Origin of the sequence: Microlunatus phosphovorus NM-1, from assembly GCF_000270245.1 — a bacterium.
Classification (GTDB): Bacteria; Actinomycetota; Actinomycetes; order Propionibacteriales; family Propionibacteriaceae; genus Microlunatus; species Microlunatus phosphovorus.
Genome location: NC_015635.1, coordinates 585,774 through 612,044 on the forward strand (window position 1 = coordinate 585,774; position 26,271 = coordinate 612,044).

18 protein-coding genes and 2 tRNA genes are annotated in these 26,271 nt (G+C 68.1%); 10 read left to right on the top strand and 10 right to left on the bottom strand.

The window, feature by feature from the left end; all coding sequences use genetic code 11:
• The first annotated feature begins 50 nt into the window (after positions 1-50).
• On the top strand, positions 51-3,674 hold the full coding sequence (locus tag MLP_RS02540) for a hypothetical protein (RefSeq protein ID WP_013861435.1): 3,624 nt from the start codon (positions 51-53) through the stop codon (positions 3,672-3,674).
• A gap of 185 nt (positions 3,675-3,859) precedes the next feature.
• Here the strand turns inward: MLP_RS02540 and selD are convergent, their stop codons facing one another.
• Positions 3,860-4,849 carry a selenide, water dikinase SelD gene (selD, locus tag MLP_RS02545; protein ID WP_013861436.1) on the bottom strand — a complete coding sequence of 330 codons (990 nt, stop codon included), beginning with the start codon at positions 4,847-4,849 and terminating at the stop codon, positions 3,860-3,862.
• A 36-nt stretch (positions 4,850-4,885) separates the two neighbouring features.
• Here selD and MLP_RS02550 point away from each other — a divergent pair.
• From MLP_RS02550 to selB, 3 genes are all read left to right on the top strand, one after another.
• A tRNA-Sec gene (locus MLP_RS02550) sits at positions 4,886-4,981 on the top strand.
• A 40-nt stretch (positions 4,982-5,021) separates the two neighbouring features.
• On the top strand, positions 5,022-6,338 hold the full coding sequence (gene selA / locus MLP_RS02555; RefSeq protein ID WP_013861437.1) for an L-seryl-tRNA(Sec) selenium transferase: 1,317 nt from the start codon (positions 5,022-5,024) through the stop codon (positions 6,336-6,338).
• Positions 6,335-8,167, top strand: coding sequence for a selenocysteine-specific translation elongation factor (gene selB, locus MLP_RS02560; protein ID WP_013861438.1), 1,833 nt, complete (start codon positions 6,335-6,337; stop codon positions 8,165-8,167). The genes selA and selB overlap by 4 nt, the downstream gene beginning before the upstream one ends.
• Before the next feature lie 83 nt (positions 8,168-8,250).
• Here the strand turns inward: selB and MLP_RS02565 are convergent, their stop codons facing one another.
• A complete protein-coding gene (locus MLP_RS02565) occupies positions 8,251-8,931 on the bottom strand; it encodes a SanA/YdcF family protein (RefSeq protein ID WP_013861439.1) in 681 nt (226 codons plus the stop codon).
• Positions 8,932-9,119: 188 nt separating this feature from the next.
• On the opposite strand from MLP_RS02565, the gene MLP_RS02570 reads away from it, so the two are divergent.
• A complete protein-coding gene (locus MLP_RS02570; RefSeq protein ID WP_049804430.1) occupies positions 9,120-10,028 on the top strand; it encodes a DNA-3-methyladenine glycosylase family protein in 909 nt (302 codons plus the stop codon).
• Positions 10,015-10,833 (top strand): Fpg/Nei family DNA glycosylase, encoded by an 819-nt coding sequence (locus tag MLP_RS02575; protein ID WP_013861441.1) that lies wholly within the window; start codon positions 10,015-10,017, stop codon positions 10,831-10,833. The genes MLP_RS02570 and MLP_RS02575 overlap by 14 nt, the downstream gene beginning before the upstream one ends.
• On the opposite strand, the gene MLP_RS27215 is transcribed toward MLP_RS02575, so the two are convergent.
• Positions 10,805-11,686, bottom strand: coding sequence for a polysaccharide deacetylase family protein (locus MLP_RS27215; protein WP_156820997.1), 882 nt, complete (start codon positions 11,684-11,686; stop codon positions 10,805-10,807). The two genes, MLP_RS02575 and MLP_RS27215, sit on opposite strands and share 29 nt — an antisense overlap.
• 279 nt (positions 11,687-11,965) lie before the next feature.
• On the bottom strand, positions 11,966-13,888 hold the full coding sequence (locus MLP_RS02585) for an amylo-alpha-1,6-glucosidase (RefSeq protein WP_013861443.1): 1,923 nt from the start codon (positions 13,886-13,888) through the stop codon (positions 11,966-11,968).
• Between the two features lie 296 nt (positions 13,889-14,184).
• On the opposite strand from MLP_RS02585, the gene argS reads away from it, so the two are divergent.
• Positions 14,185-15,822 (top strand): arginine--tRNA ligase, encoded by a 1,638-nt coding sequence (gene argS / locus MLP_RS02590; RefSeq protein WP_013861445.1) that lies wholly within the window; start codon positions 14,185-14,187, stop codon positions 15,820-15,822.
• Positions 15,823-16,009: 187 nt separating this feature from the next.
• Here the strand turns inward: argS and ppgK are convergent, their stop codons facing one another.
• The 4 genes from ppgK to MLP_RS02610 are packed head-to-tail and all read right to left on the bottom strand — an operon-like array spanning position 16,010 to position 20,340.
• Positions 16,010-16,810: a polyphosphate--glucose phosphotransferase gene (gene ppgK / locus MLP_RS02595; protein ID WP_013861446.1), complete on the bottom strand. Its 801-nt coding sequence runs from the start codon at positions 16,808-16,810 to the stop codon at positions 16,010-16,012.
• A 34-nt stretch (positions 16,811-16,844) separates the two neighbouring features.
• Positions 16,845-19,154 carry a PH domain-containing protein gene (locus tag MLP_RS25955; RefSeq protein WP_013861447.1) on the bottom strand — a complete coding sequence of 770 codons (2,310 nt, stop codon included), beginning with the start codon at positions 19,152-19,154 and terminating at the stop codon, positions 16,845-16,847.
• Positions 19,151-19,645 carry a PH domain-containing protein gene (locus tag MLP_RS02605; RefSeq protein ID WP_013861448.1) on the bottom strand — a complete coding sequence of 165 codons (495 nt, stop codon included), beginning with the start codon at positions 19,643-19,645 and terminating at the stop codon, positions 19,151-19,153. The genes MLP_RS25955 and MLP_RS02605 overlap by 4 nt, the downstream gene beginning before the upstream one ends.
• Before the next feature lie 2 nt (positions 19,646-19,647).
• Complete coding sequence (locus MLP_RS02610; RefSeq protein ID WP_041789637.1) at positions 19,648-20,340, bottom strand: DUF1707 SHOCT-like domain-containing protein; 693 nt, start codon at positions 20,338-20,340, stop codon at positions 19,648-19,650.
• 254 nt (positions 20,341-20,594) lie between these two features.
• On the opposite strand from MLP_RS02610, the gene MLP_RS02615 reads away from it, so the two are divergent.
• On the top strand, positions 20,595-21,842 hold the full coding sequence (locus MLP_RS02615) for an ATP-binding protein (RefSeq protein WP_013861450.1): 1,248 nt from the start codon (positions 20,595-20,597) through the stop codon (positions 21,840-21,842).
• Positions 21,843-21,854: 12 nt separating this feature from the next.
• Here the strand turns inward: MLP_RS02615 and MLP_RS02620 are convergent, their stop codons facing one another.
• Positions 21,855-22,214, bottom strand: coding sequence for a VOC family protein (locus tag MLP_RS02620; protein WP_013861451.1), 360 nt, complete (start codon positions 22,212-22,214; stop codon positions 21,855-21,857).
• 181 nt (positions 22,215-22,395) lie between these two features.
• Here MLP_RS02620 and MLP_RS02625 point away from each other — a divergent pair, with 181 nt between their 5' ends.
• Entirely contained in the window at positions 22,396-22,890 is a 495-nt protein-coding gene (locus MLP_RS02625) for a hypothetical protein (protein WP_231851410.1), read from the top strand.
• Positions 22,891-22,970: 80 nt separating this feature from the next.
• Positions 22,971-23,044, top strand: a tRNA-Gly gene (locus MLP_RS02630).
• A gap of 29 nt (positions 23,045-23,073) precedes the next feature.
• Here the strand turns inward: MLP_RS02630 and MLP_RS02635 are convergent.
• On the bottom strand, positions 23,074-26,076 hold the full coding sequence (locus tag MLP_RS02635) for a BTAD domain-containing putative transcriptional regulator (RefSeq protein WP_013861453.1): 3,003 nt from the start codon (positions 26,074-26,076) through the stop codon (positions 23,074-23,076).
• Positions 26,077-26,271 lie beyond the last annotated feature (195 nt).

Genomic DNA, 26,271 nt, shown 5'->3' on the forward strand with positions numbered 1-26,271 from the left:
ACCACCCCCTCACCCATCCGACATCGGCACCAGAGCAAGGACGAGATCTCATGCCCGTACGTCACCTCCTTCCCTTTGCGCTTCCCACTGGCCGCACCGGACCAACCGGCCGGCTGACGGTCTATCTCTCGCCTCGGCTGAAAGCCGACGGGGTTCTCGCCGACTATCCGGAGTGGGTCGACTGGCCGGCCACCCTCGCCGGCTTGAATCTGCGGGTGCGCGTCGACGGCGCGATCGTGCCGCACCGCGTGGTCAGTCCCGTTCCCTCCTCAGCTGTCTGGGCGGCGACGTTCACGCCAGATGCTCCGGTCGACGGGCACCGTTTCGTCGACTTCTCTCACACTCCGCTCCAGCCGATGGCCAGCGGCCGGGTCGCGACCTCCATCCTGGACACCTACGTCCGCATGGCCGCGGAGCATCCGGACGGCCCACCGGACGGTGCTCAGCTCTTGGCGCTGGCGGCTGCGGCCGGACTGCTCGACGGAGCCGGCACTGGCGTACCGGACCCAGGGAGCCTGGCCGAGGCCGCCGACTACCGGGCGCCGATGGACGACCGGGACACCCGTAAGCCGGAGGCGCCGGACTTCGATGTGCACGCCAGCATCAGCCTGCTTGGACACCACCCCGAACTGCTGCGTCACCTCGGGCTGGCGATCGACCTCGAGATCGGTCTGCCCGCCTCGCCCGGGCGGGTACGAGTCACTCTCGGCTATGGAGGTGCGGGCGGGCAGGCCCGCGAGATCGGCCTCATCACGCTGACCACGCCCGACTTCCTGGCCCAACCGAACCCCGACCCGAAGCTGCGCGAACAGAGCCGCGGCTTCCTCGCACTGGCTGCGGAGAAGGCATTCCTCACCATGATGGACCCGCACCTCGCCGCCTCTCGGCTGAGCCAGGCAGCCGCCCAGGCCGACCAGTTCGGCGAGGGTGTGCTGCCTGCCCTGGACAGCCGTGCCCTCACCCTGATTCGGCCGGATCTGAGCACGACGTACCGCAACCGCACCGAACGGCAGACCGAACTGGAGACGGAGCTGCAGGCCAGCCTCGCGCCGGGCGGCTCGCCGGTCGAGCTGTTCGCCGAGGACCTGACCATCGGCCAACGGATCGATGTGTTCGACCTCACCGGGGCCGGTCGGTGGTCCAGTCTGTTTCAGCGCCGGACGAAGCAGGGCTATGCCTTCCCGCGCGACAAGTCGCTGAGCATCGTGCCGAAGCCCGACGAGGGATGGAACACCACGGTCCTGGTCACCGAGCAGGAAGACGTTCGAGTGCTTCACCAGAATCCCGAGCAGGATGCGATCCTGCGGCCCACCGCACTGTTCCGCCTCGACGACGCGTTCTACAAGTGGGACGGCTGGAGTGGTGCTGTGCCGACTCCGAGCAGTGTGCTGGACTCCGTGACCGGTCAGCCGGTGGAGGCGAGCGACAACCTCCCCACGGCTGATCAAACTGCACAGGTGGCGGTCGACTACGGCGTCGTGCCCCGCACCCTGCCGCGGCTGCGATTCGGGCGGACCTACCAGTTCCGTGGGCGCTGCGTCGACCTCGCGGGCAACTCCTGCGACCTGGCCACTGCCAACCCCACCGGCGCTGCGTCACCGCCGGAGCCTTTTGGCCGGCTCGAGCCGATCGCTGCACCAACTGCGGTTCGTCGTGCGCCGCGGCCGATTCCCGGCATCGGCGACAGCCCCGACACGCTGGTGCTGCTCGGCGACTACGACCTGGCCGATACCGACGTCGAAGCGGTCGAGCGGCTGTTCTTTCCTGGCCGGGTCGGCCAGGACCTCTGCGAGCTGCATGGACTCCCCGCGGGCGGTGTGGATCCGGCGAGCTATGCCGACCTGGTGACCCGAGATGCCCTCGATCTGGCCGATCAGACCGAGACCGACGAGCGGACGGGGGAGCTGATGGTGACCGGCCCGCCGCAACCCGCTATTGGCTATCTGTCGGACCCGGCTGCCGTGGGGCTGCGGCTCGATCTCCCCGCGCTCGGCGTACCGGTCGCACTGTCACTCAAGGGCGTTTGGCCCGAGCGGCAGGCGACCCGGCTGGTCGTGGCCGCCGGGGATCCGTCGGCGGTGGTCGACCCGGATCCGGACACCGATCTGACCGTCTTCGTGCCGCAGGCGGAGATCGTCACCGGCTCGGTCAGCTACCGCATCGACCCGGCATTCTTGGATCACTTCGCGCTCTGGCAGCGGCTGAGTGCGGTCGACCAGGCAGAACTGAGCGAGCGGGTGATGGGCGGCGAACACTGGATGTTCACTCCGGCACGTCCGCTGACGCTGATCCACGCCGTACGCCGCCCGCTGCTGGCACCCGAAGTCGATCGGCTTGCGGTGGATCGTGACCTCGGATCGGCCGGGCTCCGGCTGAGCGGGACGCTGGTGGCCAGCTGCCTGAGCACGGATCGGGTCACGATCGGCGCTGCCTGGACCGACACTGTCGATGATCCGGCGCTGGACGCACCGGTGCCACGCCGTACGGCCATCGGACTCGGCACCGTGACCGTCCCGCGCTCCACCAAGAACGAGGTGAGCATCGAATCGTTGGAGAAGCGGTTGCCGGACACCAAACGGCACGAGGCCACGCTCCGGCTGGAGGCCTACTCCAGCTTTGCCGAGTACTTCACCGAGGAGAAGGCTGTCGTGCTGGCCGACCGGCCGGTGCTGCTGGATCGCAAGGGCGTCGTGGCGAGCTCGGTCGAGGTGCGGTTGCCGGACGGCCGACGGGCGGATGTCGGAACAGACATACGGATCGACGAGCGACGCGGCGCGATCGTCCGGTTGCCCGGCGGTGTGATCCGCAGTGGCACCCAGGTGAGTGTCCGCTACGTCAGCCGACCGATCAGCCGGACCAGCGACGAAGCCGGATCGCCGTCGTTCTCGATCATCTTTCCCAACACCGTCGCGCCGCCGGCTCCGGTGGTGAGCGACGTGGTGCCGGCCTCGGCGCGGGACACGACGGGACATCACTCAGGTCAGGTGCTCCGGATCTATCTCGCGCGGCCGTGGCTGGTCTCCGGAGACGGGGAGGGGCTGGCCGTGGACCTGTCGGCGACTCGGGTGGGCCGCGATCCGCTGCTGGCCGGCGGCGCCGACATTCCCGAGTTGACGGCGGCCCACTTCCCGCGCGCGACGGCTGTCACCGACGTGGACGGGACGCCGCTTGCGGTCCATCCCGTGACCTTCGACGCGACCAGCCGACGGTGGTACGCCGACATCGAGCTGGCCGATGGGTTCGGCTATCGGCCCTTCCTGCAGCTGACCCTGGCGCGCTACCAACCCGACTCCGTGGACGGCGCGACCAGGTCGGCGGGCGTGACCCTCGATGCGGTCCGGCTGGGGCTGGTCCGGGCGACGATCGCCACCAGGGTCGGCAAGAGCGTCGAGATCGAGGTCAGCGGGCTGGATGGGCTCGGCAACTCGGTGCAGGTGAGCCTGCAGCAGGCGGATCCGAACATCGCGGATCCCGAGCTGCGCTGGAGCAGCGTGGGCGATCCGGTCGGGCTGGTGGCGACGTCTGAGGGATCTGTCACGACTTGGTCGGGGAGCATCGAGGTGCCGGCGAGCGCCACGCGGCTGTTGGTCGAGGAGTTCGAGCCCGGTCTCCGGGAGCAGGACGGCACGACGGTGTTGACCACCGTCTTCGTCGAAACGATCCCGCTGATCTGACCGCAGCCGGCGGACCCGGCTCCCGGCAGACTGGTGTCCGTCGGCGGCAATAGGTCATCACTGGCTCGCCGTCGTCGGATTAGTTCATGATGGGAATTTGACTCTCAATCGAGTCGACCCGGCGTGTCGCCCGTGCTCAGGCGCAATGAGCGGCCGATTTCCGTCGCGTTGGCGTCTGGTGTAGCTCAGCGGATCTGGATCCCGTACCCGGAGATGGTGTGGCCGATGATCGGATAGCCGGGCACTTCGCCGATCAGCAGCAGGCCACCCGAGGTCTGGGCGTCGGCGAGCAGCAGCAGGTCGTCCTCCGTCACGCCGGCATCCGGGGCCAAGTGGGGGAGCACCCAGTCGAGGTTGCGTCGGGTGCCGCCGGAGACATACCCATCGCGCAGCGCCTCCGCGGCCCCTTCGACCAAGGGCACGGCGCTGCGGTCCAGGACCGCCCCGACGCCGGAGGCGCGGCACAGCTTGTAGAGGTGGCCGAGCAGCCCGAAGCCGGTGACATCAGTACCAGCTCGTACGCCGGCCGCCAGTGCGGCCTGCGAGGCCACTCGATTGAGCCGGGTCATCAACGCGATCGCCTGTGGAAAGACCTCGCCGGTGCGTTTGTGCCGGTTGTTGAGCAATCCCACCCCGATCGGCTTGGTGAGCGTGATCGGCAGCCCGGGTTGGGCAGCGTCGTTGCGCAGCAGCCGGTCCGGGAGGGCGATTCCGGTGACGGCCATCCCGTACTTCGGCTCCGGATCATCGATCGAGTGGCCGCCGATCACCGGGCAGCCGGCCTCGGCACCGACGTCCAGACCGCCTCGCAGTACCTCGGTCATCAACTCCATCGGCAGCACCTCGCGTGGCCAGCCGACGAGGTTGATCGCGACGACCGGGTCACCGCCCATCGCGTAGATGTCGGAGAGCGCGTTGGCCGCGGCGATCCGCCCCCAGTCGTACGGATCGTCGACAACCGGGGTGAAGAAGTCGGCCGTCGACAGGATGGCCAGATCGTCGCGGACCCGGACGGCCGCCGCGTCGTCGCCGTCTTCGAGACCGACCAGGATGTCCGGACCGGACTGGCCGGTCAGTCCGCGTACCGCGTCCTCGAGCTCGCCCGGCGGGATCTTGCAGGCACAGCCGCCGCCGTGCGCGTACGAGGTCAGTCGAGCCAGTTCTTGAACGGTCATGCGGCGAGCGTAACTCGGCTAAGTTGGTGCGCGCGTGGAGGCGTCTGGGTTCCTGGTGGGCCCCCCGGTCTTCAACACCGAGGAGGTCGAGCAGCTCGGCCTGGCGGGTTCGATTCCCGTCCGCCTCCGCCATGCCCAGACTCCGTGACCCGAGATCGCGAGGAGACCCCGAGTGAGCCAGGTGGACCCGCGACGGCTCATTCCTCGCACCGATGAGTTGCTCGCGTTGCCGGCAACCCGAGCTGCGGTCGAGCGAGTCGGCGTCCGCGTGGTACGCGATCTGATCAGACAGACCCAGGATCGGGCACGTCGCGGCGAGTTGGCTCCCGACCAGGTCGAGCCGGTCGTGCTCGACCAACTCAATGCGCACCGCCCGACCACACTGCGGCCCGTGCTCAACGCGACCGGGGTCGTGATCCACACCAATCTGGGTCGGGCGCCCCTGTCTCCCGCGGCCACTGAGGCCCTGCTGTCGGCGGCCGGATACGTCGACGTCGAGCTCGACCTCGCCACCGGGAGCCGGTCGCGGCGAGGGGTCGCAGCCCGCCAAGCCCTGCTGAGTGCCTGTCCGACCGCAGCCGACGCCTTGATCGTGAACAACGGTGCGGCCGCGTTGGTACTGGCCACCACCGCGCTGGCTGCCGGTCGCGAGGTGGTGATCAGCCGCGGCGAGTTGATCGAGATCGGGGCCGGCTTCCGATTGCCGGACCTGATCGCTTCGACGGGCGCCCGCTTGCGAGAGGTCGGCACCACCAATCGTACGCACCTGCGCGACTACCTCGACGCGATCGGCCCCGACACCGGCTGCATCCTGAAGGTGCACCCCAGCAACTTCCGAGTCACGGGATTCACCAGTGGCGTGTCGATCGGGGAGCTGCGATCCGCGATCTCCGAGATTCCGTTGGTCGCTGATCTGGGCAGTGGACTGCTGACTCCCGATCCTGCGTTGCCGGACGAACCTGACGCGACGACGGCCCTGACGGAGGGTGCCGATCTCGTCGTGGCCAGCGGCGACAAGCTGTTCGGCGGACCGCAGGCGGGGCTGCTGCTCGGCGCTGCCGACTTGACCGGGCGGTTGTCCAAGCATCCGCTGGCCAGGGCAGTCCGGGTGGACAAGCTGACCTTGGCCGCGATCGAGGCGACGCTCTCCGGTGGCCCGACCCCGGTTTCTCGGGCGCTTCATGCCGATCCGGACCGGTTGCAGTCCCGGGCCGAACGTCTGGCAGCCACGGTCGGTGGCACGGTGGTGCCGCACGACGGCCGGGTCGGCGGTGGGGGAGCGCCGGGCGTTCCACTGCCGGGCTGGGCCGTTCAGCTGCCCGAGGCGGCGGCCGAGCCGTTGCGTACGGGCGAACCGGCCGTGCTGCCCCGGGTCCACGGCGGAGTTTGCCTGGTCGATCTCCGGTGCATCCCGGAGTCCGACGACGTACGACTCATGGTTGCCGTCGAGCATGCATTGGCCGCGATCGAGGGCCCGGAGTCCGGATGAGCTCCTACGTCGTCGCGACCGCCGGTCACGTCGACCACGGCAAGAGCACCTTGATCCGGGCGCTCACCGGGATCGAGCCGGATCGGTGGCCGGAGGAGCGGCGCCGCGGACTGACCATCGACCTCGGGTTCGCGTGGACGAGGCTGCCGTCTGGCCGCGACGTCGCCTTCGTGGATATTCCTGGTCACAAGCGGTTCCTCGGCAACATGCTGGCCGGGCTCGGCCCGGCGCCGGTGGTGCTGTTCGTCGTGGCGGCCGACGAGGGATGGCGAGCACAGTCGAGCGACCACCGAGACGCGGTGGCCGCGCTCGGCATCGACGGCGGTCTCTTGGTGGTCAGCCGCGCCGACCGGGCACCCGAGCGCGTCGCTGATGTCGTGGAGCAGGCGCGTACGGAGCTGGCCGGCACCGGACTCCGCAACGCGCCTGCGGTGGTCGTGTCAGGAGTGACGGGCGTCGGGCTGGATGCGCTGCGGGACTCCTTGGACGAGGTGTTGGCACGGCAGCCGCTGCCCAATGCGCATAGCCGAGTGCGGCTGTGGGTGGACCGCTCGTTCAGCATCACCGGCGCCGGCACGGTCGTCACCGGCACGCTGTCGGCCGGCACGCTCCGGCGCGGCGACGCGCTGGATGTCGCCGGCAGTGCAGACCGGCCCCAGCCGACCAGGCGGGTGACCATTCGCGGGCTGGAGAGCGAGAACCAGGCTCAACCTGCCGTCGGTCCGGTGAGCCGGGTCGCCCTCAACCTGCGCGGCGCGGCGTCGTCGGATCTCCTGCGCGGCGAGGCCTTGGTGACCCCCGACGTCTGGCGTCTCACCGAGCTGCTCGATGTGCGCGGGGTGAGTGGGCCGGGGTTCGACCAGCTGCCCGAGCAGCTCACCGTCCACATCGGGACCGCTGCCATCCCAGCGCGACTCAGGCCCTTCGACTCGTCCCATGCACGGCTGAGATTGGATCGGGCACTGCCGTTGACCGTGGGCGATCGCCTGATCCTCCGGAACCCTGGCAACGGTGTGATCGGCGGTGCGCAGGTGCTGGATGCGGAACCGCCGGAACTGCGTCGCCGAGGTGACGCGGCCCGACGTGCGTCGGTCCTGACGACGATGCGGCCCGACGGCGATCTCGCTGTGGAGGTCGCACGACGTGGTGTGGTGGCGGAGGCTCAGTTGCGTCGCTTGGGTTTGCTCGAGGGTCCCGTGCAGGCGGTGCCAGAAGGCGTCCGAGTGGTGGACGGCTGGTGGCTGGACACGGCTAGGTGCGCGGCTTGGGCGAGGCAGCTGAGGACTGCGGTCGAGGAACTGCATCGTCGTGATCCGCTGGCCGCAGGCCTGTCCCGGGGGGCTGCCCAGGATCTGCTGGGACTCTCGGCGGCAGAACTGGTGGATGTCGCGGCGGACGAGGCCGGGCTGGTGCTGAATGACGGCTATCTCAGCGAGCCAGGTCATGTCGGGGAGCTGGGTCCGGCCGAAGCGGCCGTGGCCGAGCTCGAACGGCGGCTGGCGACGGACCCGTTCCAGGCTCCGGAGGCCGATGATCTCGTCCAGCTCGGGCTAGGGGTTCGAGAGTTGGCTGCAGCCGAGCGGGCGGATCGGCTGCTGCGGCTCCGAGACGGCATCGTCGTGCTGCCGAGATCACCCGCCCTGGCGATGCGTACGCTGGCGCAACTCGACCAGCCCTTCACGACCAGCGAGGCCCGGCAGGCGCTCGGTACCACCCGCCGGGTGGTGATCCCGTTGCTGGAACACCTCGACAGCCGCGGCTGGACCCGTCGACTCGACGCCGGCCACCGCGAGGTCGTTGTCGGTCGCGGGTCCGGACGCGGCTCCTGAGCTCGGCTTTTGTTCCAGGGTCCACGAGCAGGTAGGCCACGGAACAGAATCGGGTTCAAGCAGTCGGGGACCCCGAGCTCCGATCAGGGGTCCAGCTCCCGTCCGGCTTCCTGACCGAAAGGCGCCGGGCGGCGACGGCTGCCCACGTCCCAGATCGTCTTGACGCACGCGACTTGGTCACGTGCCCAACCACGCACCCACGGCTCGTTCAGTCCGGTCCCGTCCTCGCGAACGCGTACCGTCCGGTCACCGACGCCGACCGCGTCCAGGCCGACCAGCCGAGCCGTCCCGACCGCGCGCGGCAGGTGGTAGCTCTGGGTGATCATCACCACCCGATCGATGCCGTAGACATCGCGAGCGCGCACACAGGAGTCGTAGGTGTCGAGTCCGTACGGATCGAGGATGAGTCGGTCGTCTGGAACGCCGGCCGAGATCAGATAGGCACGCATCGCGGACGGCTCGTCGTACTCCGGGGCACACGCATCGCCTGAGAGCAGTAGCCGGTCGACGATCCCGCGACGGAGTACGACTGCTGCCAGATCCAACCGGGCGCGTAGGAACCGGGACGGCATCCCGCTCGGATAGACCTGCGCCCCCGGCACCAGACCCACCGGCGCGGCCGGCAGTTGATCGATCTGAGCGAGCGAGTAAAGATGCCCGGCCGCCGCGCGACGCACGACACCGACCGAGCCGCCGAGGATAGATGCCGCCCCGATCGCACCACCGCCGACAACAGCTGCGGCGACGGGTCGAAGAGAGGGCACCAAACGAGCATATGACGACCCCCGTCGCGAGCGACCGTGAAGCGTAGCGCCCGATTCTGTCTGGACTGAGGAGTGAGCAGACAACGCTTTATCGTCTGCGAACGACGAGGGAAGACAGAATCAATCGGCGCGCAGCGGAACAGCGAGTGACGACCAGCACTGTCAGTGGTGACTGCCAGCATCGGCTCATGGAGATGTTGACCACGGTGCGGGTGCCGCTTCAGGGCCCGTACGACCTGCGTGAATTAGCCCTGATGGGATTCGGACATCGCGAGGAGAAGAGCTTCGACGGTGTCATGCGACTCGGGTTCTGCCTGGATGGCCATGGTGAGTCCCAGGTCGGCGTCGCGGTGACCCAGCGAGGTCCGGCACTGCTGATCCGGATCGAGGATCATGCGGGGACCGCGGACGACGTCGAAGCGGTGGTTCGACAGACACTCCGTGTCGTCTCGGCCGATCACGATGCCCGGCCGTACGCGGCACTGTGTCGTGCCGACCCGTTCTTGGCGCCGGTGTTCGAGACTGCGCCGGGCTTCCGGCCGAGCAACTTCTATTCGCCGTACGAGGCGGCCGTGTGGTCGATAGTCAGTGCCCGGCGCTCGCGCGGTCAGGGGATCGTCCTTCGGCGTCGGCTGGCGGAGACCTTCGGGTCGGTGCTCACCGTGGCTGGGCAGCGTGTGCCGGTGGTTCCGACGCCTGCTCAGCTGCTGGCGGTGGACCAGGTGCCAGGTCTGCCAGCAGATCGGATCCCGCGGCTGCACGCGATCGCAGCAGCGGCCAAGCGCGGCGCGCTCGATGTGAATCGGCTGACGGCGATGGAACCAGCCGAGGCGATGCAGGAGCTGCAGCAGCTTCCTGGGATCGGGCCGTTCTACAGTTCGTTGATCATGGTGCGAGCCTGCGGACTCACTGATCTGCTGGCCGCCGAGCCGCAGGTGCTGGAGCAGTTGCGCACGATCTACGGCCGATCGTTGGACGCGGCTGAGTTGGAACAGCTGGCTGAGGCGTGGCGGCCCTGGCGGACGTGGGTCTTGGTGATGCTCCGAGCACTCGGCGGCAGGCTCGGTGTCCGGGAGGTGGCCGATGCCCGAAGGTGACACCGTCTGGCGGGTGTGCCGCTGGCTTCATGCGGTGCTGGCCGGTCAGGTGCTGACTCGAGCCGAGTTCCGGGTGCCGAAGCTCGCCGGCACCGACCTCGGCGGAGCCACGGTGGTGAATGTGACCTCGCGCGGCAAGCACCAGCTGTTCCGATTCGACTCCGGCTGGTCGCTGCACACGCATCTGCGGATGGACGGCGCCTGGCGGACCTATCGGCCCGGCCAGCGCTGGGGCGGCGGCCCGGAGCACGAGGTTCGTGTGCTGCTGAGCACGGCGGAGACCGATGTGGTGGGCTATCGGCTCCCGGTCGTCGAGCTGCTGCGTACCGCCGAGGAGGATCAGGTGGTCGGGCACCTCGGCCCCGACCTGCTCGGCCCGGACTGGGATCTGGAGGAGGCATTGGGCAGGATTCGGGCTCGGCCGGACCGATCGATCGGTGAGGCACTGCTCGATCAGCGGAATCTGGCCGGAATCGGCACGTTCTATCGCGCCGAGGTGCTCTTCTTGCAGGGTGTGCATCCACGCACTCCGGCTGGCGACGTGGCCAACTTGCCTCGCGTGGTGCTTCGCAGCCGGCAACTGATGCAGGCCAACAAGGAGCGACCGGAGCAGGTGACCACCGGTGACCTACGGGCAGGTCGCCGGGCGTACGTGTTCGAGCGTGCCGGACAGCCATGCCGGAGGTGTCGTACGCCGATCCGGACCGAGGAGTTCGGCCCGGCCGGTCAGGAGCGACGCAGCTACTGGTGCCCGACCTGCCAGCCGCTCAGCAGCCTCAGCAATAGGGCAGGGCCTGCGCCTTGAAGCCGCGAGCCTGCAGCTCCTTGATGAGCTTGGGCAAGGCGGCAACCGTCTGCTCCCGGGTGCCGCCGCCGTCGTGCATCAAGATGATGCCGTGGTTCTTCACGTGCCGGCTCTTGCCGACTCGTTGGATGGCTTTGACACCAGGCTTCTGCCAATCCAAGGTGTCCACGGTCCATAGGACCTCCCTCATCCCAGCCTTGTTCACCGCCTGGTGGATCCGGGCGTCTGTGGCTCCGTACGGCGGTCGGAAGCACTTCGCCTTCGGCCCCCCGCGGAGTTGGCGCTGCACCTCGGCGTCGCTCTGCAAGGTGAGGTTCGGGTGGTTGTACGTGTGGTTGGCGATCTTGCTGCCCTGTGCCTTGATCGCGGCGATGGTCGCGTCATGCCCGGGCCTGTTCACTCCGAGCTGGAAGAAGGTCGCGGTCGAGCCGGTGGCGCGCAGGATCGCGAGGATCTGCGGCGTGTAGGGGCTCGGGCCGTCGTCGAAGGTCAGGTAGACGACCTTGCCCTTCTTGGGTTTGGTGGTTGACGACTTCGTGGGCTTCGGCTTGGCCGACGATGAGGCGCTCGTCCGGGGCTTCGGGCTGGACGACCTCGTCGTACTCGGCGATGCCGTGCTCGGCGTGGTGCTTGCTGCGCTGCTGGTCGGCTTCGGACTTCGGGACGCGGTGCTCGCTGGCGTCGGCATCTTCGATGGCTTCGCCGTAGGGGAGCCGCTGGCAGAGGTAACTGGCTCCGGCGAGGGGCTCGTGATCGGGTCGTTGGACAGCTTGCTCGCCAGGTTGCTGCGAGTGCTCTCATCGAGGCCGACGATCACGCCGATGGTCACGGCGGCGAGAAGGGTGAGAACCAAAGTGAGGACGATGCGCCGAAAGATCACGAGCGATCAGCGCCCAGAAGCAAAAACACAACAAGCTTTCTGTTTTCGGAAGCGAAGTCAGACTGTTCAGTATGCGTGCTCGACCACGGATTCCTCGCATCTCTGCCCTGCACGGTGTGCCTAGGTCGTCGCGGCCGTTCGCGACGTCGGCACGCATTCACCGGCTACGTCGTCACTCTTCGTGAAGGCGAAGAGCGTGCCTTCACTCATCGTTCCTCCGCACGCCGGGCGCGCCGACTTCCCGCTCACGTCCTACTGCTGGTGGGTGTGGGCCTGTGCCCAGCGGGCGACGACGACAGCGCTGGCCGCCGACCAGGCTTGTGGCCGGCAGGCCGCCGGATAGGGAACCGGTCGGCCCTCACCGGACCAGAGCTCGGGCAGCCGCCAGTCGAAGGCCAGTGCCGCCCGGAGCATTCCCTCGGCCAGTCCGTCGGCGAGATCGGCCCGACCGGTGCGCAGCAGGCCGTCGATCACGATCGCGGTGTCGTGCGGCCAGACGGTGCCACAGTGATAGCTGAGCGGGTTGTATCCGCCCGCGCTGCTGGACATGGTGCGCAGGCCGAGTCCGGAGTCCAGGTCCGGGGCAGTCACCCGGCGGGCCACCAGGTCTTCCTCCTCGGCGTCGAGCAACCCGGTGCCGAGCAGGTGACCGACGTTGCTGGTCACCGAGTCCACCTGGCGCTTCGCCCCATCCAGCGCCAAGGCCGGGTAACGCTCGTCGCCGATTCCACACCAGAAGGCCGCACGGAACCTCTCGGCCAGCGTCGCCGCCCAATCGCGATAGACCGCCGCACCCGGCCGGTCGAAGGCGTCGAGCAGCGCTGCGCCGCCGACAGCAGCCTCGTACGCGTACCCCTGGACCTCGCAGAGCGCGACCGGCCCTTCGGCGATCTGTCCGTCGGCGAATCGGATGGAGTCGCCGGAGTCCTTCCAGCCCTGGTTGGCCAGGCCATGTCCGGTGGCGTCGATGTATTCGAGAAACCCGTCACTATCGGCGTCGCCATGGTTCACCAGCCAATGCAGCGCACCCTCGAGCACGGGTAGCAGTTCGATGACCTCTGACTCGGGCAGCCCGGCCTGCCACGCGTCGTGCAGCAGGCAGATCCACAGCGGGGTGGCGTCGATGGTGCCGTAGTAGAGCGGCGGCAGCGAGATCTCGTTGAAGGTGAACGTGCCCCGGCGCAGCTCGTGCATGATCTTTCCGGGATCCTGGGCGGTCGCGACCTCGCTCGTCGTGCCGGCCAGGCGCCCCAAGGCGCGCAGCGTGCCGCCGGCTTGAGCGACATCAACAGGGAGCAGGAAGCGGGAGGTCCACAGGCTGTCGCGGCCGAAGAGCGTGAAGTACCACGGTGACCCGGCGGCGAAGAACGCGTCGTCGGGCGCTTGCGCGGTGGACATCCGCAGTCCGTTGAGATCGTGCAGCGACTGGCGTAGCCACGGCTCGAGCCGGGCGTCGGATTCGCCTGCCCCGCCGCTCCCGCTGAACTCGCCGACGATCGCCTCGACCGCCAGTCCGGAGCCACGCGCCGGGCCGACGGCGGCACCGGAGTCTGTCACGCTCACCAGCCAGCCGAGCTCGATCAGTTCACCGGCCGGCACCGTCACCTGCCAGCTCAGCGTCAACCGGGTCGGATCCGGAAGCCGACTGATATCCGCGTTCGGTGCCCGTATCCGTGCCGTCACCGTCCCATCGCCGAACGTGACGGTCCCGCTCTTCGCTTCTTCGAACGCGAGCGCCTCACGATGGCGCCCGATCCTGATCAGCTCCATCGGGGTGAGATCGCTGGTCAGCTCGATGCGTACCTCCACGTCCACCGGCTCGCCGATCTCGGAGGTGAGGAGCAGGGTCTCGGCCAGCAGTCCTGGCGAGAGCTCCCGGGTGACATCGACTCGGAGGAACCGGTCGATGGTGCTGCCCGGCAGCTCAGGAGCGAGATAGCTGAACTGTGCCTGTCCCTCACCCGTGAGAGCGGTGGCCAGATGCGCTGGTCGTCGCCCACTGATCGCCAGCTGCCAACCGCTCAGCACGCGTACGTCGGCGTGCATCAGCCCGTGGGCCGTGCCACGACCATCGACCTCGATCATCATCGAGCCATCCGCAGCGAATAGCACCTGACTCGGTGCGGCACAGAGCGTCACGAGCTGATGCAGGAGTGGCTGAACCGGTTGTGGCACGGTCGAAATCCTAGGAGCACCCGGTGACTCGGTGTCCCTGTCCCCACTTCGCACGGGCGGCCTTCTCACCAGGCACCTTGCCCACCCACTCTTTGTCCACTGCGCACCACTTCGTGTGGCCGCCAGTTCCGACTTCGCACCAACTGCGGCAACTCCGCATGGGGCCTGCTTGGTGCGAAGTAGCAGCAGCTGGTGCGAAGTGGGGATTGGGGTTCGCGAGGGTGGATCCGGGGCGGCGGCGGGCGAGTGTGGGCGGGCCGGGTACGCGACCGCGTGATCAGGGATACTTGATCTTTGTGTCTTCCCTGCCGTACGAGTTGAGTTCCCGGGTGCAAGCGATCGCCGGAATCGATCCCGAGCTGCGCCCCGCCACCAAGCCCCAGTTCGGGCATTTCCAGAGCAACGTGGCACTCCGGCTGGCGAAATCGCAGGGGCAGCCGCCGCGAGTCGTCGCGCAGCGCATCGTTGACGAGCTCGATGTCGCCGACCTGTGCGAGCCGTTGGAGATCGCCGGGCCCGGATTCATCAACTTCCGGCTCCGTTCGGATGTGCTGGCGCGGGCTATCACCGATCAGCTGGCCGAGCCCGGCGTCGGAGTTCAGACCACCGACCATCCGCAGATCGTGGTCATCGACTATTCGGCGCCGAACGTGGCCAAGCAGATGCACGTCGGACACCTGCGGACCACGATCATCGGCGACTGCTTCAATCGGGTGCTGACCGCCGTCGGGCACCAGGTGATCCCGCAGAACCACATCGGGGACTGGGGGACCCAGTTCGGCATGTTGGTCGAGGAAGTGCTCGAGGAGGGTGTCGATGCGTCGACTCTTGCGCTGGTCGAGGCCGAAGCCCTCTACAAGCGGGGTTCGCTCCGCTTCCGGGAGGATCCCGCGTTCGCCGAGCGGGCCCGGCGCCGGGTGGTCGCGCTGCAGTCCGGGGACGAGCAGACCCGGAGCATCTGGCGTCAGCTGATCGACATCTCGCTGGCCGGCTTCAACGCCACGTACGACCGGTTGAACGTCAAGCTGACCGACGACCATCTGGCGGGCGAGTCGACCTACAACGACGATCTGGCCTCGGTCGCCGCCGAGCTCGAGACCGATGGCACCGGAGTGATCGACCAGGGCGCGTTGGTCGTGTTCGTCGAGGGCTTCAACGCACCGATGATCGTCCGCAAGTCGGACGGCGGCTACGGCTACTCGATCACCGACCTGGCCGCCGTACGGCACCGGGTCCGCGACCTGCACGCCAACCGGATCATCTATGTCACCGATGCGCGCCAGAGCGACCACTTCGCCCAGGTGTTCGCCGTCTGCCGTCTGGCCGGCTGGCTGCCCGACGACGTGATCGCCCAGCACGTCGGCTACGGCATGGTGCTCGGCCCGGACGGCAAGCCGTACAAGACCCGGGAGGGCAAGGCGATGCTGCTCGCCGATCTCCTCGATCTGGCGGAGGAGCAGGTGGCTCCGCCGATCGCGCTGGCGGCGATCAAGTACGCCGACCTGTCCAACGGGTTGAACAAGGACTATGTCTTCGACGTCGACCGGATGGTGCAGACCACCGGCAACACCGGGCCCTACCTGCAGTACGCGCATGCCCGGCTGGCCCAGGTGCTCCGGCGCGCGGAGGCCGAGGGGCTGGTCGTGGAGGAGAAGATCGCCGTCCTGGACGAGCCGGCAGAGCAGACGCTGGCGCTGCTGCTGACCCGGTTCGGCGAGGTGGTCGCCGACGTCGCCGACACGCTGCAGCCGCACCGGCTCTGTGGCTATCTCTATGAGCTGGCCGGGGCCTTGTCGGTGTTCTACGAGCAGTGCCCGGTGCTCAAATCGGATGGCGAGGTCCGGGCGTCCAGGCTCGCGCTGTGCACGCTGACCAAGAAGGTGCTGGCCAGCGGGCTCGACATGCTCGGCATCGAGCCGCTGGAGCGCATGTAGACCTCCCGTCGTGAGCGGCCGTGGAACCCCCGAGCGAGCGTCAGCGAGCGAGCCCCGTCGCGAGCGGCCGAGAGCAGAGCGCGGCTCTGCCTGGACCGAGGAGAGTGCAGACACGCTCTTCGTCTGCGGTCGACGAGGGAAGGTAGAGACTTGAGCGCGTCGCGAACAGCGAGCGACGACTACAGAGTCAGCCCATTGGGTCGGGGTGTACCAGCCGATCGGCGGCCAGCCAGGCGGCACCGACGATCCCGGCCGTGTTCAGCAGTTGGGCGGGGATGATCTGGCTCTTGAGCTTCAGCTTGGGCAAGAATTTGTGCGCCTTCTTGCTGACGCCGCCGCCGACCACGATCAGGTCCGGCCAGAACAGCGCCTCGAGCCGCTCGTAGTAGCGCTGCAGCTTGGGCGCCCACTCGGAGTAGGACCAGTCATTCCGCTCCTTGGCGCTGGAGGCCGCGTTGGTCTCGGCGTCCAAGCCATCGATCTCGAGGTGACCGAGCTCGGAGTTCGGGATCAGCACCCCGCGATGGATCATGGCGCTGCCGATGCCGGTGCCCAAGGTGGTGACGATCACCAGGCCGGGATGTCCCTTCGCAGCGCCGTAGTGCACCTCGGCGATACCAGCGGCGTCGGCATCGTTCATCAGATAGATGTCGCGCTGCAGGACATCCTCGAAGATCTGCTCCGCCTCCGCGTCGATCCAGGAATGGTCGATGTTGGCGGCCGAGCGGGTCTGCCCGTGGGTGACCACCGCCGGGATGGTGATGCCGATCGGTCCGTCGCCCACTTCGGCCTTGAAGTGGTCGACGATCTCTGCGACGACCTTGGCCACATTGGCCGGAGTCGACTTGGCTGGTGTGTCGATGCGGAGCCGTTCGGCGGCGAACAATCCGGTGGCCAGATCGACCGGAGCTCCCTTGATGCCGCTGCCGCCGATGTCGATACCGAGCACGGAACGGCCGGGTGCTGCTACGGGTGGGGTGTCGGTCATGGGCCGCAGCCTATCCAGATCCCTTTGGCGGTTGTCAGGCGGTCAGCTGCTGCAGGCACCAGTCATATAGGCGGCGGTCGAAGCGATGGGCATTGGAGAAGTAGAAACCGTAGTAGATCCGATACATCTCCAGTGCCTCGTCCAGCTGCGGGCCGTACCGCTCACGGGCTTGACCGGCCAGCCAGGCGCAGTCGGCAGCTGCCTGGTCGTACGTCTCCAGCTCACAGAACATGATCGCGCCGGCGATGTCCATCATGGGGTCAGCGCTCAGAGTGTGCGGGCTGAAATCGCCGATGCCGGTGACCGAGGGGCGACCGTCGGGCAGCACGGTGAGATAGGTGTTCGGCGGGCAGACGTCGCCGTGCACGAGCCGCGGCTCACCCTTGCGCGCGCCCAGCCACTCCTGCAGCCGGTCCCAGATCCGGCTGATCTGCGGTAGGTCGGCCTCCAGCCTCTGCTGGCTGTTGGGCAGGATCCGGAACAGCTGGGCGGTGAGCAGGTCCGCCAGATTCGGAAACAGCTGCGGCGCATCGTCCCCGAGCAACCGGGCATGCCCGGGCACGGGGGAGGGAAGATGCTGGATGCGGCTGGTGGCCTCCAGATAGTCGAGCAGCGCCTGGCGTCGTACGTCGGGTTCGGCCGTCGGCAGCCACGCAGACAGCGACCCACCGGACATCCGGCGGTCGACGGTGAACCAGCGCCCGGCAATCTGCCCGCTGTCCAGGATCTGCGGGACCTGCAGGCCGATCGACGTGTGCGCCCAGCTCGCGTACAGGGATTTCAGCTGAGGAATGAGCGTGGCCGGTCCCTCGTGGCCGGCGCGATAGACCCGCAGCACCCGATCTCGGCCGAGTGCATAGACCTCGGACTCGCCGCCTTCGCCGATCCGGTCCCGCTCCGTCAGCCCGAACCGCTCCAACACGGACTGACCGGCCAGGTCGACCGGCACCCGTACGCGATCGGCTGCCCGGGCACGGCGGGCTCGGTCGAGCTGGGACATGGTCAGTTCGCGGGCAGCGTCGGCGCCGAGCTGGTGGGCGATCGGGGTGACCGGGCCGTGGGTGATGTCCAGGTGGACGTCGGCCAGTCCGAGGCGACGCTGCAGCGGTCCCTGACTGAGTCGGACGGACTGGGTCTTGGCATGCGGCACCACGTTGCGGACGTGGGTGAGCCAGCCGTGCTCGGTGATCACCACTCGGTCGTCGGCGCCATATCGGAGCGTCCAGAAGTCGTACGGTCGCAGCCAGCGCGCCTGTCTCGGCGAGGAGTGCAGCTGCACCTGGGACAGATCGAGCCCCGGCAGGATCCGGCTCAACGCGAGGTCGACCTCGTGGGCGGCGGCGACGGGAAGCAGCACGCTGGTGGCCGTGCGGTCGTTGTCGTTGCCCTCGCCGCCGCCGTAGCCCAGCACGTTGACGTCGATCCGGTACCAGCCGAGGCGCCGCCACAGGATCGGCTGCAGGACCCGGACGCCCTGGATGCGGTTGACCGGCACCGACTGGCTGGTCAGGTTTGTCAGTCCGCGGGTGACACGTACACCCCTGGCCGACTGGGCCAAGGTGAAGTTGAACATCTGGATGACCCGATTGCCGATCATGGACACCACCCCGATGGCCAGCGGGATGAGTCCGGCGAGGGCGAAAGCGACCACCCCGAAGGCTGTGGTGACAGCGAACACGACCACCAGCAGGCCGGCGGTGAACAGGAACTCACTGGACAGCAGGAACCCGATGATCAGCCGCTGCGGTGGGACGGTGACCAGGGGTTGATCGGCGACGCCGAGATCGGTGAAAGCGTTGGCCGGGCCGGTGCCCTGGTCGGCGAGCCGGACCCGATCGCCATGCGCTCGGCTGAGCAGGTAGTCGCGCAGCGCCGATGCCTGGGCCCGGGTCAGATAGCGCAGCTTGATGGTCGAGTCGCCGCTGCCGACCTCGATCCGCAACTCTGCCAGGCCAAAGATCCGCGCTGCGAGCTGTTGGATGATGTCGACCGACTGGATCCGCTCGAACGGGACACGTTTGGAGTTCTTGAACACCGCGCCGGTCTCGATCCGCAATTCCTCGTCATCGATGACATAGCGGGTGAAATACCAGGACAGGAAGCCCGCCACGGCGGCGATGACGATGATGCCGGCGACCCCGAGCAGGATCCAGCGCAGCCCCCAATGGGTGAACTCGGGTTCGTTGCCGGAGCCGTCGGGGATGAACTCGCGACCGAAGCCGATCACGATCGCCAGCAGCACCACCCAGCCGCGGATCAGCGGAGTCAGTGGATGGGGGCGTTCGGTCTGCTTGACCGGGCGGCCGGTTGCCTGGGCCTGGGTCGGTGGTGTGGTCTCGCTCATAGGCCGGATGCGTGTGCCTCGCCGAGCTCGGTGAGCTGGTCACGGAGCCGGGCGGCCTCGACCGGGTCGAGGCCGGGGATCCGTGCATCGGTGCCGGGGCTCGCGGTTTTCAGGGTGACCGAGGCGAGCTTGAAGAGCCGTTCCAAGGGTCCCGACTCGACCTCGACCAACTGCATCCGTCCGTACGGCACCGCGGTCAGGGATCGGAACCAGACGCCGTGGGTGATGTAGAGGTCGTCCTCGCGCTCGACGTATCCCCACGATCTGCAGGATCGGCGCAGGAAGTGGTAGCGCAGCGCGATGATCACCACCGCGGCGAGCCAGAGCAAGGCCGACAGCCACCACAGCTCCCGGAAGAAGATCAGCAGTAGGACAGCCGGGATGGTGAACAAGACCAGCCAGCCGATGGCGTCGGTGAGTCGGCGGAGCCAGAGGAAGCCGGGGGCGAGCCGGCGCCATTCGTAGGCAGGTGGGGCGAAGAGTTCGTCCATGGTCAGTGAAGCTCGTGTCTCCTGCGGTTGCGCTTGCGTTTCGAGGGTATGGGTCCAGCCACTGACACCCCGCCGAAGAGGGAGACCCCTTTGATCGTGATCACCGGCGCTCCGGGGACCGGATCGCCCAGGCCCTTGATGTCGGTGCCGCCGAAGATACCTGCGGTGCGGTCGCGTACCTCGATGCCGGCCGGCGCCTTGATGTCCATGCCGCCGAAGCACCAGAAGCCGGTGATCTCGATCTCGGTGGACTCGAAGGTGGCCTCGGTCAGATCGAGGTCGATGCCGCCGAACAGCGCGATCGCCGTCGACTGCTTGGGCATCCGCCACCGACCCTTGCGGCTCGCGCCCCCGAAGATGGCGATCAGCTGATCGGACCCGGAGTCGCGTGAGGTGTCGATCTGGAACTGGGTGGTCGATACCTCGACGGGAGCGGGCACGGGGTTGGTGGCGAGCGGTTGGACCGGTACGGCTGAGAGGGGGACCAGATCGCTGGTGATCGGCACCAGGTCGTCGAAGGTCTTCGCCCGCATCACCTGGTCCAGCCGCTCGTCGTGCTCCTCGCGGGTGATCCGGCCCTCCGCGTACGCCGTGCTGAGCACTGCGGTGACCTGGTCCCGGTCGGCATCGGAGGCCCGCAGGTTGCCGCCGGCGAGAGGACCGACGCCGGTGGGCTCGGGAACGCTGTCAGACATGTGCTCCACCGTACGCTGAAGTTGACTTCGTCCCGCGGCGTCCTCTGTGGGTCAGGGCAAACCTGGGGGAAGATTCCGGGTGATCCTCGGGCGGGGGCTGCGCAGTTGTTTCCGTGGTCCCCTGGGTCGGGGGACCACACGGAACAGAAGCCTGCTGCAAATCGGCGAACGGAGTGCTGCAAATCGGCGAGACAATATCGGCGAATCGGCGAGCAATGTGCTGTGGATCGGCGAGGCCAGAGTAGATTGACGACATGTCTCCGGTCGCTCGCCATGTCAAACCTCGCGTCCTAGAGGCTCTTGGGGACACTCGCATCGTTGTGGTCCAAGGAGCAAGGCAGGTCGGCAAGACGACCCTTGTCCGGGAGATCGTCGGGGCAAAGGGCGGCCGCCTGGAGTCTTTCGACGATCGATTGACGGCCCGCGCAGCGAGCGAAGATCCGATTGGCTTCCTCAGCGCCGCCCCTGATCGGCTGCTGGCCATCGACGAGGTTCAACGTGTCCCCGAGCTGATCTTGGCGCTCAAGTATGTCGTGGACCGAGACACGCGGCCCGGCCGGTTCCTGGTCACCGGTTCGGCCAACCTCCTGAAACTTCCTGCCATCGAAGACAGCCTTGCCGGACGAACGGAAAGCATCGAGCTCCACGGGTTCAGCCAGGGTGAGATTGCCGGACATGCCGAGCGATTTGTCGACCGACTCCTGACTGGCGAGCGATTCGCCGACCACCGGAGTGATCTGCATCGTCGGGACTACCTCGAACGTGCTGTCGCGGGGGGATACCCGGAAGCGCTGACGCGTACTCCTGGCAGGCGGCGCGATCTGTGGCTCGACAACTATGTCAATGGAATCGTGCGCCGGGAAGCCGACGATGTCTCGAATCTTCAGCGCATCGCTGAGCTGCCGCTAATCCTGCGCGTGCTCGCCGCCCGCAACAGCGGCGAACTCATCGTTGCCGACGTGGCACGCGAGACCGAGATTCCGGCGCGGACGCTCACGCCGTACCTGGAACTCCTGCAAACCCTCTATCTCACTCAGCACGTCCCGGCGTGGGCGACCAACCTCGCGAAGCGCGTCGTGTCTCGACCCAAGGTGTCCCTGCTCGACTCTGGTCTTGCTGCTCGTCTGATCAACGTCTCTGCCCAGGGAGCTTCTCCCGATGGCAATCCCCACGTTGCAGGCGGCCTGCTGGAGGGTTTCGTGGCCGGCGAGATCCGCCGCCAGCTCACCTGGAGCGAGGAGACTGCACGGATAGGGCATTTCCGCGAGCAATCCGCCGGAGAAGTCGATCTCGTACTGGAGACTCCCGATGGGCGCGTTGCAGGTATCGAGGTGAAGTCCACGGCCGCGCCCAAGGCCAAAGACGCCAAGGGCCTCGCCTATCTCCGAGACAGGCTCGGTAAGCGGTTCGTCGCCGGGGTGATTCTGCATACCGGCACGACGGCCGGCGCGTTCGGCGACCGAATTGCCGCGGTGCCGATGGATGTGTTGTGGACGACTTGATGGGGTCGAGGCTCAGTGTGGGGCGGCGATGTCGAACACGTTGCCGTCAGGGTCGGCGAGGGTGGTCCAGACGGTGTCGTACTCGTTGAAGTCGCCCTGTCTGGTGGCGCCCAGGCGGAGGGCTCGCTCGATTGTCGCCTCCGGGTCGGCGGCGAACAGGTCGAGGTGCCACCGGTTCTTCCCCGGTGTCGGTTTCTCCACGGCGAGGAACATCAACGCCGGCAGGCTCTTGTCGGCCGGCGCGGGGACCATCGCCCAGAACTGGTTGGCCCCCTCGGCCACCGGCAGATCGAGGAGCTGGGACCAGAACGTGGCGAGCCTTTCGGCGTCAGCGCAGTCGACGACCACCTGGCCAAGAGAGAAGGAGGACATGTCAGTGATCGTATGACTCACGGCCCCAATGTCCCGCTCGGTGGACGGCCAGTGGGCGACCTCGTGTTCGGTCAGGGCAGGGCTGGGGCCGACCGCGGTGAACAGATCGCCGCAGGGTCGACGTGGACTCGTCGTAGAACAGGCCGGCGTCCCATCCGTGCGGCACGTGCGGAGTTCTTCGATGTCGATGATCCGCGACACGGTCTCGCCACACCTCACTCGTTCACTACTGAGCGTCGACCTGCCGCCGCCTGTGGTCGACTGGTGTGGTGAGCAGGCGGATCGCGTGAACGCGCAGGTGCTGGTGGTCGATGGGGCGAATGTGGTCGGTTCTCGACCGGACGGCTGGTGGCGTGACCGTCCAGGCGCCGCGGCCCGTCTGCACGGGCAGCTGCAGCAGTACCTCGACGAGGAGCCCCAGGGAGCATCCCGTGTCATCTTGGTTCTCGAGGGCCGTGCCCGAGCCGGTGTGCCGGAGGGCGTGACAGGCTCGCTCGAGGTCGTACACGCTCCGGGTGAGGGCGACGACACGATCGTCGACGAGGTCAGACTGGCTCTGACCGGTGGGACGGTGGTCGTCGTGACGGCAGACCGGGGACTTGCCGCCCGGGTGCAGCACCTGGGTGCGACGGTGGTCGGGCCGGGGTGGCTGCTCGATCGGCTCGCCAGCGGCTGAAGCGCGGGTGGGACTTGCGCCCGCCGGGATCGGCTAGACTGCTCCGCGCGTCCCCGGGCTCGCCCATGTTGGGGGCGCATGCGGATGTAGTTCAATGGCAGAACATCAGCTTCCCAAGCTGAGAATGCGGGTTCGATTCCCGTCATCCGCTCCACCACGAACCACAGCACAATGGCCGAGGCGTCAGCCGGTCGTTCCGAGCTTGAGCCACGCCTGGACTGCGTCGGTCCTGTCGACGGGGTCGAGCAGGTACGCGACCCGGGCGGCGACGGCGTCGGCCTCGGTGAGCAAGACACTCGCTTCGGCGGGATCGCCGGAGGTTGCTGCGAGCCGGGCGAGGGCGTCGAGGCAGTGCACGACGACCTCGGCGTTGCCTTGCGCTCGGCCGCGGGCAAGAACTGCGCGCAACTCCCCGATGTCGGACCGGATGGCAGCCGCGAGTGCCTCGTTGAGCAGGGCGTAGTCACCGCCGCCGGCGGCCAGGTACCAGCGTTGGTTCTGCTCCAGGAGTTCGAGAGCGACGCCGTCGGCGCCTCGGCTGCGGTGCCATCGAGCCAGTTGCAACCGGGTTGAAGCCGCGAGCCGGCCGTCGCCGACAGCCACCGCCTCGTCGATCGCCTGCTTGTACGTGGTCGGCGCTTCATCGAGGCCCGCACGGTGCTGGACACGGGCGAGGTTGGCGCGATGGAGCGCCGCTTGGCCGGCGAAACCACTGGTCCGTGCCGTGTCCGCCGCATCCAGGAGGGCCCGTGCCGCATCGTCGAAGCGGTGCTCGGCCTGTGCGATGGCGGCACGGATCGCCTGTCCGTGTACGAGTCCCCAGGGATCGCCAATCGGGGCCAGCAACATCATCGCCTCTTCGCAGTCCGTCCGCGCCTTGTCGAGGTCGCCGCGCATGATCGAGCCGTACGCGCCGAGCAGCAGGCTGCAGGCGAGGTCCCAATCCGACCCGTGCCGACGAGCGACCGCGGCCGCCGATGACGCTGCCGCGACCGTGTGCTCCGCATCTCCCTGCTGGATGGCGACGAAGGCCTCGTGCTGCGCGAGCTGGGCCTGCAGGCGTTCGTCGGGATCCGGCTCGAGGAGCGTCCTGGCCTGTGTGAGGTCGTCGGCCGCGATGGCGACGTTCCCCGCCGACGCTTCCAACCAGGCGGCGAGCAGGTGGCCACGGAACCGGTCCTCATCGGCTGCGTCCTCGTGCTGCGTGGCACGGATCCGTGCGGCGGCTGCGGTTCCCTCACCCAGTACCACCCAGGCCCAGCCGAAGTCGTCGGCAATCTGCAGCCCGAGCTCCGGTCGGTGCTCGGCGCACCAGCCGAGGACGGCGTCGATGTTGGGGCGTTCGACGCGCACGACGGTCAGGACCTCCAGCTGACCCCGCGTGCGTACGTGTTCTTCACACCATCGGCCGAGGGTGGCGTACCACTCGGCCCAGCCAGCTGCTGCCTGGTGCGCGAGCCTCGACTCCGCCAGCCGATCGAGCGTGAACACGCGGATGCTGTCCAGCAGTCGGTAGCGGACGTTGCCGCCCGGCAGCTCATCGATGGTGAGCAAGGAGCGGTCCACCAGCCGGGCGATGCTGTCGACCGCAGCGATAGCCGGGACATCGAGCGCGGCAAGGACCGCGAGGATGCCGTCCAGCGAGGCGCCGCCGGCGAAGCACGCCAGCGCCCAGAGAGCCCGCTGGTCGTCGGGGAACAACAGGTCGTAGCTCCAGCCGATCGCGCCGGCCAGGGTGCGGTGCCGGTCGGACCGGGCGCTGGTCGGGTCCGTGAGCAGGGCGAACCGGTCGTCGAGTCGGCGGGCGATCTCGTGCACCGACAGCGAGCGGACCCGGGCCGCCGCCAGTTCGATGGCCAGTGGGAGCCCGTCCAGTCGACGGCACACCAGGTCGACCGCCCCCTCGACCTGGGCATCGATGGCGAACTGTCGGCGGGTCTGGCCGGCCCGGGCCGTGAACAGGGCAACGGAATCGTCGTGGCTGAGCGGCGCGAGCTGATGCCGTACCTCCGTCGCGAGACCGAGCGGCACCTGACTGGTCGCCAGCACACGCAGCCCTGGCGCTTCGGCGAGCAGGGACTCGACCAGAGCCGCAGCCGGCGCGACCAGGTGCTCGCAGTTGTCGATCACCAGCACGGTGTCTGCGCCGTTGAGTCGATCTCTCAGGGCCCCTCGCTCGACCCGTACGTGCAACGTCTCGGCCACCAGCTGCCACAGCGGCACCGTGCCGTCGGCACCGTCGAGCCGGACGAACCACACGCCGCCGGCGGCATGGCGCACCTGATCGGTCACCAACATCGCGAGCCGGGTCTTCCCGACACCGGCCGCACCGAGCACGCTGACCAGCCGGCTGGAGTGCATCGCCTCGAGCACGGCTGTGATGTCCTCGCCCCGTCCGACCGTGAGGCCGACGGGGAGCGTCAGATTTCCCGGTCGGCCCCGGCGTACGTCGGTGTCCGCCGCGCGACTCACCCGTTGCTGCAGCAGATCCTTGTGGATGGACTGGAGCTCTGGACCCGGTTCCACACCGAGCTCGTCGATCAGCAGCCGGCGCACCTGCTGGTACGCCGTCAAGGCCTCTGCCTGTCGACCGGCCCGGTAGAGCGCAATGATCAACGCCGCCCAGAACCCCTCCCGCAACGGGTACGAGCGGGTCAGGTCCTGCAGCTCGCCCACCAGCTCGGAGCCGGCGCCGAGTCCGACCCGAGCGGCAACGAGGTCCTCCATGAGCTGCAACCGCACCTCCTTCAACCGGCTGCGGTATGGAGCCGCCCACAAGCCGGCATCGACCAGTGGCTCCCCTCGGAACCAACGGAGGCCTTCGCCGGCTTGGTCGAGGCATCGTGCGAGCTCTCCGGAGTGCCTGGCCGCCGTGCTTTGTTGGGCGAGTCTGGTCGCCACAGTGGCGTCAACCGCGTCGGGCGGGAGGTCGAGCAGATAGCCGTCATCCGAGGCCCGTATGAGGTCGCGTCCGAGAGCCCGACGCAGCATGGACACCTTGGACTGCAAGGTGTTCCGGGCGGTCGGCTCGCTCCACAGGTCGTCCAGCAGGACCTCGACCCTGACACTGCGGCCGACGTCGACGGCGAGTCGGGCGAGCAGCTCGGCGGGTTTACCCGTCGGCACCGGCACCCGTTGGCCGTCTCGCTGCACCTCGAGTGGCCCAAGCACCCCGACCGTGAGCACCTACTGAGCGTAAAGCCGCGGCCACGGCGCTGTCAGGACGCGTCAGCGATCCGTCAGCGCAGTCGGACAGCCTTCAGGTCATGAGTAGAGCCTCTCGGGAGTGCAGGAGTGATTCTGTGCGACCTGCCCGCGCGCAACGCGAGCAGATGAGACAGAGCCGTCGCACGGAATCGCGACGAGCGAGCGGGATCTCGC